This is a genomic window from Neobacillus sp. NPDC093127 (assembly GCF_044754175.1).
GTDB lineage: Bacteria > Bacillota > Bacilli > Bacillales > Cytobacillaceae > Neobacillus.
Genome location: NZ_JBIVOP010000007.1, coordinates 1 through 12,673, shown reverse-complemented (window position 1 = coordinate 12,673; position 12,673 = coordinate 1). Strand labels below are relative to the sequence as shown.

Below are 12,673 nucleotides of genomic sequence, written 5' to 3'. Positions count from 1 at the left end.
GTTTTTCTTCCCTTTTTGTTTATTCCTAATACAATAAAGGAATAATAAAAGAGAAAAGGGGGATTTCAAATGGAAACTATCGCAGGTCTTCATCGGAACCATTTTGGGGAAATCATCAGCTTTGTCACGTCTGAAGGTCGGATCATTTCTTATCGGAAGGCATTAGAAGAGGCAGAAAATGGCTGCATCCAAGGTGTCCAGTCCATCGAGAATTCAGATGGGAATCTATCCTTATTGCCAGAATCCGGCCAATCCTTTGACCATTATCCGAATTTATTTTAAAAACACCTAGCATTCCGCTAGGTGCTTCTTTTTGATTTCTATACTTGTTCCTGTTCGTTTTGTTTTTGAATTTCTTTCAATTCTTCAATCCGGCTCTCGTCTTCTTCAAAAAACTGAACAAGGTCACCAATACGATCAATGGAATCCCAGCTTAAATGGTGCTCAATGCCTTCTACATCATGATAAATATTTTCATCTTTTACACCGATAATTTTTAAAAACTGCTCTAACAAATCATGTCTAAAGACTAGGCGCTTGCCAATCTTTTTACCTTTAGATGTTAACACAAGTCCGCGATATTTCTCATATACTAAATATTCATCTTTATCCAGTTTTTGAACCATTTTCGTTACTGAGGAGGGATGTACTGACAGGGCTTCGGCAATATCCGACACCCTTGCGTATCCTTTTTCTTCAATCAAAATATATATTTGTTCGATATAATCTTCCATACTTGGTGTTGGCATCCCGTACCCTCCATTGTCCTTCATCACTTAAAACCAATTTTGCGGCGCTCCGCTCCATATCCATACAAAGTTTACTATAGAAAAAATGGAGTGACAAGGCTGTTTATCACTGTGAACATATCTTACCTGGAATTATTTCGCTGCTCCTCCGCAAATAAAAATCTGACTCTCAGTTCCTGTTCATCAAGAAAAAGCCTTGCATTAAAGGTTTTGTCCTTGTTTGTAAATCCTTCAATTACCTCTGTTTTGCCTTCAGTGAGAAGGAGTTTTAAATTTTTCTGGGTAATACTTTTCCCAAGAATTTTTTTTGAAATCGTGAAATTACATTGATTCTTTTGGTAATTGGAACAACCATAGAAGCTCCCTTTGTCGACGATTGACCCGTCGCATTTTTTACATGGTCCCAGTTTCGAATAAGACTGTCTCTTTGTTTTTTGCCTGCTGGGAGCAAAATTTTCGCGAACATCTTCCGAAAAAGACCAATTCGAGGCTTGACCAATACTTGACGAAATTAAATGGATAACCATCTTTTGGGTTTGCTCCATGAATTGCTTTGGTGCGGCAGACCCCTCAGATATTTCTTTCAATTTCTGCTCCCACTTGGCGGTCATTTCTGGTGAAGCAAGAATTTCTTGACCAATCGCCCCAATCAATATCTTTGCCTTTGCTGTCGCATACACTAAATTTTTCCTGACATCAATGTATAAACGGTCCTTCAGCATCGTGATAATACCTGCCCTTGTTGCCTCAGTTCCCAGTCCTTCAGTCCTTGTCAATATTTTCTCGAGCTCTTTATCATCAATATGCTTGCCTGCTGTTTTCATTAACGTTATCAGCTGACCCTCGGTATAGCGCTTTGGCGGCTGTGTCTGACTTTCTTTGACCTCTACCTTTTCCGTCTGCCCTTGCTCCCCTTTTGTCAGCAAAGGTAGCGCCGGTTCATCTTCCCGGTCCTTTGAAATTAGTACCTTTCTCCAGCCTTCTTCGATTTGCACCTTACCTTTTGAGATAAATGCAGCTCGTCCATCAACTAATGTAGTAACGGTTGTATATTCGGCAATCGCCTTATTGTAATGAGCGGCTATTAAACTAGTTACCACCAAATCATAAATGATTCGCTCGTCAGGGCTTAGTCTTTCAACATTTGGAATTTGTTCAGTTGGGATAATCGCATAGTGGTCGGTCACTTTTTTTTCATTTACATATCGTTTGTTATCCGCAACCTGCGCAAATGGCAACGGAAAGAAGTTTTGATAATCTTTAATCTGACTTAATTTGTTTAAAATCTCCGGGAATGTATCCGCTTCTTCCTTTGTTACATAGCGTGAGTCCGAACGCGGGTAGGAGACGTTTCCTTTTTGATATAGCTTCTGCAGGACATCCAGCGTTTTTTTCGGCGAGAATTTAAAGCGTTTATTTGCTTCTGCTTGTAAGGCTGATAGATTATATAATAACGGTGGAAAAAATTCCTTTCTCTCTGAAAGAACCTCGCTGACCTCAGCAGGCTTTTCCCGGCAAAATGCAGCTATTTTCTCTGCTAACTCTTTTGTTTTCACACGAGATTCCCCGTCATTCTGCCATTTCCCGCTATATTTTTTACCATTGATTAAAAAATGAGCAAGGACCTCCCAAAACGGCTCTGACTTAAAATTCTCAATTTCTAGTTCTCTTTTTACAATAAGCGCTAAAGTAGGTGTCTGTACCCTTCCAACTGAAAAAACATCGGAAAATCCTTGTTTTTGCAGCAATAAACTATACAGGCGTGACGCATTCATGCCAACTACCCAGTCAGCACATGCACGCGTATAAGCTTCAAAATACAAGCTCCTCGTCTCTTGCTCGTCTAACAGCTTTTTAAATCCTTCCCGGATGGCATTGGCTGTTAACGAGGAGATCCATAGTCTTTTCATCGGCTTTCGGCATTTTGTTAACCTAAGAATATTTCGGATAATGAGCTCACCTTCACGGCCGGCGTCCCCCGCATGAATAATTTCTGTAACTTCTGGGTTGGAAACCAATTTTTTGATGACCGCAAATTGTTTCGCTTTATCTCTTGTTACTTCATACTCGAAGTGTTCTGGGATGATGGGCAGATTATCTAATGTCCATTTCTTCCAGCCCGATTGGTATTTTTCCGGTGAGACTAATTGACAGATATGACCAATGGCCCAGGTTACATATGCCCCCTTAAGAAAAACGTCATTTGGAAAAATTTCAATGAAACCATTTTGTTTTTTATGTTTAAAAATTGAAGCTAGCGTCGAACCCTGGTCCGGCTTTTCGGCAATAATTAATTTCATACCAATTGCTCCTCTTTTATATACTTCCCCGAATCCATTTTCCCATTTTGTCCAATATCCGTAAAGTGAAAATACTATTACAAGAAAATTGATAATTTAGCAAAAAAACCGTTTGCACTCCTTGACTGCCTAAATCCATTATTGTATATTTAAAGCATCATGTAAGCGAATAATTAATTTATTTACTACATGATAATATTTATCTTTGGCACTAACATTAGTGTCTTGAAAGGCTTAGGAGGAAGAAGTACATGCAAAACGGTAAAGTAAAATGGTTTAATAATGAAAAAGGTTTTGGTTTTATTGAAGTTGAGGGCGGCGGCGATGTATTCGTACATTTCAGTGCAATCCAAGGCGACGGCTTCAAATCATTAGAAGAAGGCCAAGAAGTTTCTTTCGAAATCGTTGAAGGAAACCGCGGACCACAAGCTGCTAACGTAGTAAAACTATAATCCTAAATGATCATAACCAATCAAAGGCTGACAGAAATTGTCAGCTTTTTTATGTCAGCTTTTCACCATATCTTTGAAGCTTTTCCCCGACAGTGCATTGAGAAATACAAAAACGGTGTGCCAATCTCCGTCCGCCTTCTTTTTTTAACTGTTGATGGAGAAAGCATCCATCACAATATTGATTCATAAGGCTTTCAACTTGAATAAGCAGCTCTTTTCTGACTGAATTCTTCACTATTTCCGAACACCCCATATTTCAAAGAATTAATGTTTTGGCAAAGATTTCTTTCCCTTCTAAGGCCAGGGTTGCCAGTTTATCTGCTTCTTTATTTTCTTTTCTTGAAATAACAGTATATTTAGCAACAAGCCCAAGTGTTTTCATTTTTTCCTCAATGCGGTCAAGCCAGCGATTAAGCGTTTCTTCATAACACGGCCAATCCCCTTCAAGCTGCTTTAGAACTACCTGAGAATCGCCCTTAAATTCACATGATAGGTGATGGACACCCAAATCTTCTAGAATATTTAATGCGTAATAAAAGGCAGCATATTCAGCTTCATTGTTCGTGTCCATTTCATCAAAACGTTCATTCGCACGGATGCGGTATTTCTTCTTTCCTTGCTTATAAAACAGGACAACGCCAAGCCCTGCCTGATTCGTTTCTTTTAAAAACCCCCCGTCAAAGTAAACGGTAATTTCATGAGGGTCATCCTCGATTTCGGTTAACAGCTTTTTCATTTCCTTTAAAATCCAAGACGTCCCTTTTTCATCATAAAAATATAAATCGACTGCTTTTCCTGATCCCTCCAGTTCCTCCCCTATTTGAATAGCTGTTTCACCCGATACCCATTCAGATGAAAATTGAACCTTTTGATTATTTTTTAATTTATGATTCCACTCAAGCCTATATTTCATTGGTTTCAGCCTTTCATGAATGATTTCTATATATTCTTAAATATATTCTTTTCTATCATGCCCACTTAGGCAAGAGAAAAAATATTTTCCTGCACTACTTTATATATGATAAACTTTTATTAATACAAACATGGAGGAAACAAAATTGATCGAGGTGTACATTGACGGAGCAAGTGCAGGTAATCCCGGACGAAGTGGTGCGGGGATCTTTATTAAGGCAAACGGCACTGTTGAAAAATATTCGATTCCGCTTGGAATTATGTCAAACCACGAGGCGGAATTTCATGCTTTTATAAACGGACTGAAAATTTGCCTTGAAAAGGGCTATGTCAATTCGGTCGTTTCTTTTCGGACCGATTCGGAATTAGTCAGTAAATCTGTTGAAAAAGAATTCGTCAAAAACAAATTATATGCCCCGTTACTTGAGGAAGCCTTACATTTAGCAGCCAAGATTGAGCTGTTTTTCTTGAAATGGATCCCAAGTGCGGAAAACAAGACTGCTGATGAATTAGCAAGACTTGCCATTCAAAAAAATTCAAGCGAGGAGCCAAATAAGTCATCATGAAAAGACCTTTATTCGCTGATATAAGTTTACTTCTTGTTACATTAATCTGGGGTTCCACTTTTGTGTTGGTCCAAAATGCGATTGATTTTCTCCCGCCTTTTGCTTTTAATGGCATCCGCTTTTTAATTGCCGCTATTTTACTTATTCTTTGCCTGCTCATTTTTGAAAAGAAACAGCTAAAACAATTGAATCTCAAGATAATGGCCTCAGGTGTGATTCTAGGTTTTTGGCTGTTTCTTGGCTATGTGACACAAACCATTGGCCTTTTGTATACGACTAGTTCTAAGGCTGGATTTATCACCGGTTTAAGTGTCGTCTTAGTCCCTTTATTTTCACTGTTTTTACTGAAACAATACCCAAGTAAGAATGCGCTATTTGGCGTACTAATCGCAACAGCAGGTCTTTTTTTCCTGACTATGACAGACGTAACGTCCTTAAATACCGGCGATGGGTTTGTGTTTATTTGCGCGATTAGTTTTGCACTGCACATCATATTAACAGGGAAATTTAGCAGTAAGTACCCAACCCTTTTATTAACGGCCATCCAAATTTCAACCGTTGCCCTATTATCGATTCTTTCCTCTTTTCTTTTTGAGAATTGGAAAACAGCTTTTAAAGCAGAAATTTTACTTTCACAAGATGTGATTATTGCTTTATTTATCACTAGTATCTTTGCTACAGCGATTGCATTTTTTATCCAAACCAATTTCCAAAAATATACCTCTGCTACTAGGGTAGCGTTAATTTTTGCGATGGAGCCGGTTTTCGCCGCGATTACGGGTTATTTTTGGGCCCAGGATCGTTTATCTTACAGTGCCCTTTTTGGCTGTATCCTTATTTTTATGGGGATGATATGTGCGGAGCTGCCGCCAAATAAACTCACTTTATTTCGAAAAAATAAGGGTTTTGAAAGCTAATAAAGAAAACTCCCTTTATCACGAAGGGAGTTTTTTGTTTTGGTTAAATCGCCAGTAATTCCTTTTCCGTTACAAACTTTATTGCATCTTTCCTTGTGCTGATCTTGTTCGAAATTAGCGTTTCGAGTAATGCGACATAAAAACTGCCATCAAAGCGTTTTTGCGCCTTTAATGTCAGTTCAATCGCTGTATTGATCATTTCATCGGAAGCATTAGTGTAGTGTTTCCCAAAGTAAATAAAACCGATTGCATCCTCATCTAATTGAAAGCCCTTTCCTTCCAAAAAGTGCAAATAATCCTCTACTGACCTCACTTACTTTACCATCCCTCTCCCATCATACTTGAAACATCCCTTTAAAATCTTACCTTAAAATCCCTAAATTTCCTATCCTTTTTTGTACATAGATGGCCAATAACACCAATCAATGCTCCAAATAAAGCTCCCCCTGCCACTTCTTCGGGTTGATGTCCTAACATTTCTTTTAACTTTTTCGCGTCATTCTGTTTAAATTCAAGGCTTTCTTCCTTTTGGACTTTTTCAATTAAATCGTTCATCGAGTTGACCTTTAATGTGAGTTCTCCTGTTTGCCTGCGGATGCCTTGTGCATCATACATGACAATGAGTCCGTAGATAAGCGAGAGAGCAAAGTCAACAGTGGACAGTCCTCTTCTTAAGGCAATATATGTGGTAAGGGTAGAAACACCTGCTGAATGTGAGCTAGGCATACCGCCTGTTCCAAAGAACAATTCCGGGCGCCATTCTTTCTTTTTTAGATAATGGATGGGGATTTTTAATCCTTGAGCAAGCACAATGCTGATCAGCGCTAAATAAACACCTTTGTTCATCATATCACCTCTACAATTATTGTTCGAAATCTCGTGTTTTATTATTCCTAATGGAAATGCTAGTTGTTAGGGGAGGTGACACGTTTATGACCAACAAAAGCCAAAGAAACCGCGGTGTGAAAGCACCAGGGGTAACTCCACAAGGGTATGGGCAAGACGCTGAATTTGCTGAGGAACCAAAAAGCAAGCTCGAGAATGCAGCGAAGAAGAAAAACACAAAGTAATTAACCGATAGTAAAAGGTTGTCCCGAATACGAGACAACCTTTACCTTAGGATATAATAGCTTCATCAAACGGCAGCAGCCGCTGCAGGCCGCGAAGCTCAATTTCCAATAATTTATTTACCGCTTTTTCTCTTTCAATGCGTAGTCCAGCCTCTTCTAATGCGCAGCTAACCGGAACGTCACATTTTATTTCGGCGAGTATTCTAGATAAATGAAGCATTTCTAAATCTCGCTCAATTTTAGACTTATTTGATTTTGATAATCGATCTAAGTTGGAGATAATCCCTTCAACATGTTCATATTCCTGTAAAAGCTTTAGCGCCGTCTTTTCGCCAATCCCCTTTACTCCAGGATAATTATCGCTAGGATCCCCCATCAAGGCTTTTAAATCAATCATCTGCCTTGGAGTTATTCCTTTTTCTTCAAAAAAGGTTTCGGGTGTGTGTACAAGGTAATTCCCATAGCCTTTTTTCAATAAAATAACGGAAATATTATCATCAAGGAGCTGCAGGATATCTTGGTCACCAGTTAAAATCGACACATGCGCATAATCCTTTGTTTGCTTGGCGATTGTGCCAATACAATCATCTGCTTCAAAACCAGCCAACCCAATATTTGGGATATCAAACGAGTCGACTACCTCTTTTACTAAATCAAATTGCGGGATGAGCTCGACTGGTGCCTCGCCGCGATTGCCTTTATAATCAGAAAATAACTCGGTACGGAACGTTTTGCTGCCCATATCCCAGCAAACAGCGAGATGTGTCGGTTTAAATGAAGATACCGCTGTAAATAAATGCTTAACAAAGCCATGGATTCCATTAGTTGGAATTCCTTTTGAATTTATCATAAATTGTCCTGATACAGCCGTGGCATAAAATGCACGGAATAACAGGGCCATTCCATCAACAAGCATAAGTGAAGGTTTTTGATTTTCCAATTTTCAGCCCCCTATTTTTAATGTTCTAAAAAACAACACGAGTTCCATTATAACATACGATGACCCGAAAATTTATTCGATTTTATTTTCGTCGTAGGAAATCCAATCGCTAAAGCTGCCAACATAAAGCTTTACCTTTTCAAATCCCGCTTCCTTTAAAGCGAGGAAATTGGGTGTGGCGGTTACTCCCGAGCCGCAGTAAACAATAATCTCCTTACCAGGATTTACATTCGAAAACCTTTGTTTTTGTTCCGCTGCTGGAATATATTGTCCACTTCTTAAACCTTCCATCCATGGCTTATTAATCGCACCTGGGATATGCCCTGCTTTCTTATCAATTGGTTCTTCCAATCCAAGATATCGTTTTTCTTCTCGTGAATCGATTAAAATGATGTCTTCAGGCTGATTTTTGACGAATGCCTTTACTTCTTCTGTGGAGGCGATTAATTCAGCATTCAAGTTTGGATGGAATTTGCCCTTTTCAAAGACAGGTATGTCTGTTGTCAGTGGATAATTTCCTTTTAGCCACCCATTAAACCCTTCATCAAGCACATACACATCCCCATGCCCAAGATACTGAAGGAGCCACCAAAACCGGGCGGCAAATGCACCCTCTCCGTCATCATAGGCGATGACTGTTGTGTGATTACTAATGCCTGCAATCTCTAGTTTCGTTACTAATTCTGCTAAATCCGGCAACGGGTGTCGGCCTCCGTGGTCACTAACAGAACCTGACAAATCTTGTTCTAAATCGAAATAGGAAGCCCCAGGAATATGGCCTTCTCGATAGTCTACATGCTTTTTTTTAGGAGCAGCCAAGGAAAATCGGCAATCGACAATTCTTACATTCGTTTCATTCAAATTTTTCAATAACCATTCCTTGTTTTTAACATATTTCATCTAAATCCCCCCCTTTATTTGATTTCTACCGTAAGCTTTTGTTGTATATCAATTAAAAGTTCGAGTGAAACCCCGCCATCTAAGGCAGAAAGTAAACTTAAATAAAAATCATCTGCCTGCTCATTCATTTGCTTTACTAAACGATTGAATTCGTTTAACAATTCGTTAGCGTAATGACGATTCAAACGACCTGCTTCATGCTGTAAATAATCATCAGCAAGTGGCTGCAGGACGCTCACAAGTTCATCGCTCATATTTTGTTTATCATTTTTTTCAAAAAAAGACTTTGGATTTTTAAAATATGACAAAGATTTCGTAAACACCTGCTGATTGACATCTTTAAAGGCAATTGGGAAATCAATCTCTTCTCCCTTCCTTTTTTCAAATGTGGAAAAAGAAAGGTCCTGGTTGATTTCAAGAAGTTTGCGCATAAGAACTGATTGATAATCAGCCAACTGCTTTTCAACAAACCTGTCGATTCTAACGGTTGTTGCCCGCATCTCCTGCGCAAAATCAAAGCCAAAACTTTCTAGGAATTCGTCTAGTGCAGTCTGGAGAGCCTTTTTCAAATTACGACCGTCATCCCTTAGGGCTGATGGATTAAACGCCTCTTTAAAAAAATCGCCAAAACGTAAGAATACTCTTTGCTTAATGTAATAGATTAGTTCTTCTGCCTCCTGGTTCATTCGCCCAAGGAGGGCATCTGCGGTTTGCTTTTCAAAAACGTAAGAAAGTTCTGCCTTTTGCTTTTCAATCTCCGTTCGTTTTTGCTCTTTCATGACCATATTTTCACTTGAGCTTTGAATCAGTTTGTTTAGTAATTCTCGAACACGGGTCAATTCCTTTTCAGCTGCTAAAATGGTCATCTCCGTTAAATCATTGGAAATGAACTGATAAAAGGCCTGTTCAAACGCATCTATACCAGAATTGGCATTCAGATTTGGAGTCGTCTTTTCTTTTAGGGCAAGCATGCTTGACAACGAATAAAGATGCGGGTTACGGATCCCATATTTCAGCAGCTGCTCTTCGACATATTCTACGACTGTTTCCTTCTCGGCATCATTTTCAGCAAGGTCAATTGCATTGATAAGGAAGAACATTTTATCCATTTGAAATGAATCCTTCACACGGCCGAGCTGAATTAAAAATTCGCGGTCTGCTTTTGAAAAAGCATGATTGTAATAGGTGACAAAAAGGATTGCATCTGAGTTTTTAATATAATCAAAGGCAACGCCGGTATGACGGGCGTTAATGGAATCTGCTCCAGGGGTGTCAACTAGCGTGATTCCTTTTCTTGTTAACTCACAATCATAATAAAGTTCAATCCATTCAACAAAGCATGATTTTTCCTCCATTGCAACAAATTCGTGAAATTCGCTTAAATTTGTTTCCTTGACTGTCCCTAAGGATGGAACAAAGGAGGCAGAGCCTTTGCTAAATGCCTGCAAAAAGGCATAATGTGTTTTCTCGAAAACACCTTCTTGCCCCTTTTCAAGCAGAATCTGGCCGCTGATCTTTACAGCCTCTGTGAAGTCGCTGGCATGTAAATCAAAAACCTTTAAGGAACGATTGACATCATCAAGCATAGTATTTAATTCCTTAAACTTCACTAGAACGGTTCCATGCGGATGTTTGGCAGAAACCGGCTTAATTTTATTGATAGCGGCTGTAGTTGGATTGGGTGATACAGGCAGTACTTTTTCTCCCATCAGCGCATTGGCAAACGAAGACTTTCCGGCACTAAAGGCTCCAAATAATGCGACAGTAAACCCCTTGTTTTCCAATCTTTCTGCTTTATCCACTAATTCTATTGCAAGCTTTTGAAAACCTGGGAGGTCTTTTATTAATTTTGAAGCATGTTGAAGCTTCTCCGTTGTGTGTTTCAAATGATTCTTTTCAGGCTGGAATTGATGCCTCGAATTTTCAACAAGGACAGCTGCTTCAAGTGGTTTATCCATATTGTCAGTTTTCTTTTCTAAAGAGTCAGCTTTTCCTTGGAATTGGATGACCTCAAATTCCTCATCCTCTTGCGCAAAAAGCTGATACACATCTTCCTGGAAGCTTTCTGATTGCATAAGCAGGTCATCAATTGTCTTTTCTCTTAAAAATATCGTTTGTTCATGCTTTTCTAACGCTGCAAATGCCTTTACATATCTCTCGATTTTGCTAAATTCCTTTTCGTACTTGTCCTTTACGATTGTCGACTGGTCTTTTAAGGCGGCGATAAAATGCTCTTTAAATTCGGAAAGTTGATTCCTTGCGATCCTTTTAATTTCATTGGCAACATCCTCTGTGTAATGAAGAACATAGTCACCGGTGACACGAGCACCCGGTTTCACTGTATTTGTTAAGACATCAACCGGAACGCTGATGGAAAAGGATTGGGCTATGCTAGTCAGATCAGCTTGGTCCAGTCCCGATTCCTTTATGGTTCGAAGGAGATATTCACGCAAATGCCACTCCAGCTGTGACCTTGTTTTTTCAAGCAGATCTTGATAAAAACTGTCTAAGCGCTTTTCCTTCTCCTCTTGGGTTTTTTGTTTGGAAAACAGGAAGCCTATTTTAAATTCGGGCTGACAGCTTTCCAAAAAGCTTTCTGCTAATGCCCTGGTCTGAAACGGCAGGAGATAGGCATTTTTCATAATTTGAGCAATTTCAGCGTCAAATTCCTTTTCTTTCCCTGAAGTTCCTTCGTTTATAGCTTGAAGATTGGCCATGATATTTTGATAGTTGATGGATAATCCTTGTTTTTCTTGCTCAGATAATTCATTTAGAAGTTCAAGGATTGGGCCCAGCCTTTCTTCTTCCTGCCTATTTTTCTCGTTAAGATGGTCTTGGGTAATTTTTCTTAATGAATGATAAATAGACGGAATTAACAATTGGTCTTTGGCAGCCAACTTTTCCGCAATAAATCCTTGAAGCTCGTTAAGTTCATTACATGGATGGTCTTTATGCTTTAATGAAGTATAAAAAATCCTTGCCGGCTTTACACCCCATGAGGCAAACGAATCGACAACACTGGTTTGAAAGTCAGAAAAACTTAATTCCTCATCCTTATGTTTATCAATTTGATTGATAACCAAATAAACTTCTTTCCCTGCCTCCGTCAATTCCTTTGTAAATAAAAAGTTCAACTCTGCTTGAACGTGGTTATAGTCCATTACATAAAAAATCAAATCAGCAAGATGGATGGCAGATTCCGTTGCGACCCGGTGGGCATCATCAGCAGAATCAATACCCGGTGTATCCATAATCACTGTATTAGCCGGTAAATGTGAATCGCTATGGCTAATCTCTACTTCTTCAATTTGGTCACCGTCTTTGCAATAATTTTTAACTAATTCATAATCATAGGGTGCTAAATATAGCCTCGGTTTTTCATGTTTAAAAAACACTTTGGCGTAATCCTCACCGGATTTTACTTTCACTAGATTTGCACTAGTCGGAATCGGGCTTGATGGCAGTAAATTTTCACCAACTACTTGATTAATCATTGTTGATTTTCCCGCGGAAAAATGACCGCAGAAGGCAATCAGGAATTCTTTATTGTCTAACTTTCTTGCGAGCTGTTTGACCTTTTCGGCCTGCTCTGTATTTTGATTCTCGATTAAATAGTCATATATTGAAACGATTTTATGTTTTAGTGTTTTTATCGTTTCATTCTGATTGGCTGTTTGCACCATTTTTATTTATTCCCCTTAACAACGTAGTAATAATTTTTATTTTATACGATAATTCAAACTTTTCCTATCTTGACACAGCTTTTATTTTTAATCGAGTAGAGGGAAAATAATTAATTATTTTCGCCCCTCTCACACCACCGTACGTACGGTTCCGTATACGGCGGTTCAATTTATATTACAGTGT

At 38.9% G+C, this 12,673-nt stretch carries 14 protein-coding genes; 5 read left to right on the top strand and 9 right to left on the bottom strand.

The window, feature by feature from the left end:
* Positions 1–69 precede the first annotated feature (69 nt).
* Complete coding sequence (locus tag ACIQCO_RS11405) at positions 70–282, top strand: DUF3892 domain-containing protein (RefSeq protein WP_400428550.1); 213 nt, start codon at positions 70–72, stop codon at positions 280–282.
* Positions 283–320: 38 nt separating this feature from the next.
* On the opposite strand, the gene mntR is transcribed toward ACIQCO_RS11405, so the two are convergent.
* On the bottom strand, positions 321–749 hold the full coding sequence (gene mntR, locus ACIQCO_RS11400) for a transcriptional regulator MntR (protein WP_066089087.1): 429 nt from the start codon (positions 747–749) through the stop codon (positions 321–323).
* A gap of 122 nt (positions 750–871) precedes the next feature.
* Positions 872–3,049: a DNA topoisomerase III gene (locus ACIQCO_RS11395; RefSeq protein ID WP_400428548.1), complete on the bottom strand. Its 2,178-nt coding sequence runs from the start codon at positions 3,047–3,049 to the stop codon at positions 872–874.
* Between the two features lie 251 nt (positions 3,050–3,300).
* On the opposite strand from ACIQCO_RS11395, the gene cspD reads away from it, so the two are divergent.
* Positions 3,301–3,501: a cold-shock protein CspD gene (cspD, locus tag ACIQCO_RS11390; protein WP_066089093.1), complete on the top strand. Its 201-nt coding sequence runs from the start codon at positions 3,301–3,303 to the stop codon at positions 3,499–3,501.
* A gap of 49 nt (positions 3,502–3,550) precedes the next feature.
* Here cspD and ACIQCO_RS11385 read toward each other — a convergent pair whose 3' ends face one another.
* Both ACIQCO_RS11385 and ACIQCO_RS11380 read right to left on the bottom strand, forming a co-directional pair.
* Complete coding sequence (locus ACIQCO_RS11385) at positions 3,551–3,736, bottom strand: zinc-finger domain-containing protein (RefSeq protein ID WP_400428546.1); 186 nt, start codon at positions 3,734–3,736, stop codon at positions 3,551–3,553.
* 21 nt (positions 3,737–3,757) lie between these two features.
* Entirely contained in the window at positions 3,758–4,414 is a 657-nt protein-coding gene (locus ACIQCO_RS11380) for a reverse transcriptase-like protein (protein WP_400428544.1), read from the bottom strand.
* Between the two features lie 145 nt (positions 4,415–4,559).
* Between ACIQCO_RS11380 and ACIQCO_RS11375 the strand changes: the two genes are divergently transcribed.
* Both ACIQCO_RS11375 and ACIQCO_RS11370 read left to right on the top strand, forming a co-directional pair.
* Positions 4,560–4,979 (top strand): reverse transcriptase-like protein, encoded by a 420-nt coding sequence (locus ACIQCO_RS11375; RefSeq protein ID WP_400428542.1) that lies wholly within the window; start codon positions 4,560–4,562, stop codon positions 4,977–4,979.
* Positions 4,976–5,896 carry a DMT family transporter gene (locus ACIQCO_RS11370; RefSeq protein WP_400428540.1) on the top strand — a complete coding sequence of 307 codons (921 nt, stop codon included), beginning with the start codon at positions 4,976–4,978 and terminating at the stop codon, positions 5,894–5,896. The genes ACIQCO_RS11375 and ACIQCO_RS11370 overlap by 4 nt, the downstream gene beginning before the upstream one ends.
* Positions 5,897–5,939: 43 nt before the next feature.
* Here the strand turns inward: ACIQCO_RS11370 and ACIQCO_RS11365 are convergent, their stop codons facing one another.
* Both ACIQCO_RS11365 and ACIQCO_RS11360 read right to left on the bottom strand, forming a co-directional pair.
* Positions 5,940–6,209 (bottom strand): DUF6123 family protein, encoded by a 270-nt coding sequence (locus tag ACIQCO_RS11365; protein WP_066089105.1) that lies wholly within the window; start codon positions 6,207–6,209, stop codon positions 5,940–5,942.
* Between the two features lie 41 nt (positions 6,210–6,250).
* On the bottom strand, positions 6,251–6,742 hold the full coding sequence (locus ACIQCO_RS11360; protein WP_400428537.1) for a divergent PAP2 family protein: 492 nt from the start codon (positions 6,740–6,742) through the stop codon (positions 6,251–6,253).
* Positions 6,743–6,828: 86 nt separating this feature from the next.
* Here ACIQCO_RS11360 and sspL point away from each other — a divergent pair, with 86 nt between their 5' ends.
* Complete coding sequence (gene sspL, locus ACIQCO_RS11355) at positions 6,829–6,966, top strand: small, acid-soluble spore protein L (protein WP_024027109.1); 138 nt, start codon at positions 6,829–6,831, stop codon at positions 6,964–6,966.
* Positions 6,967–7,012: 46 nt separating this feature from the next.
* Here sspL and ACIQCO_RS11350 read toward each other — a convergent pair whose 3' ends face one another.
* From ACIQCO_RS11350 to ACIQCO_RS11340, 3 genes are all read right to left on the bottom strand, one after another.
* A complete protein-coding gene (locus tag ACIQCO_RS11350) occupies positions 7,013–7,906 on the bottom strand; it encodes a 5'-3' exonuclease (RefSeq protein WP_400428535.1) in 894 nt (297 codons plus the stop codon).
* Positions 7,907–7,978: 72 nt separating this feature from the next.
* Complete coding sequence (locus tag ACIQCO_RS11345) at positions 7,979–8,806, bottom strand: sulfurtransferase (protein ID WP_400428534.1); 828 nt, start codon at positions 8,804–8,806, stop codon at positions 7,979–7,981.
* Positions 8,807–8,820: 14 nt separating this feature from the next.
* Positions 8,821–12,489, bottom strand: a complete 3,669-nt coding sequence (locus ACIQCO_RS11340) for a dynamin family protein (protein WP_400428532.1) — start codon at positions 12,487–12,489, stop codon at positions 8,821–8,823.
* Positions 12,490–12,673 lie beyond the last annotated feature (184 nt).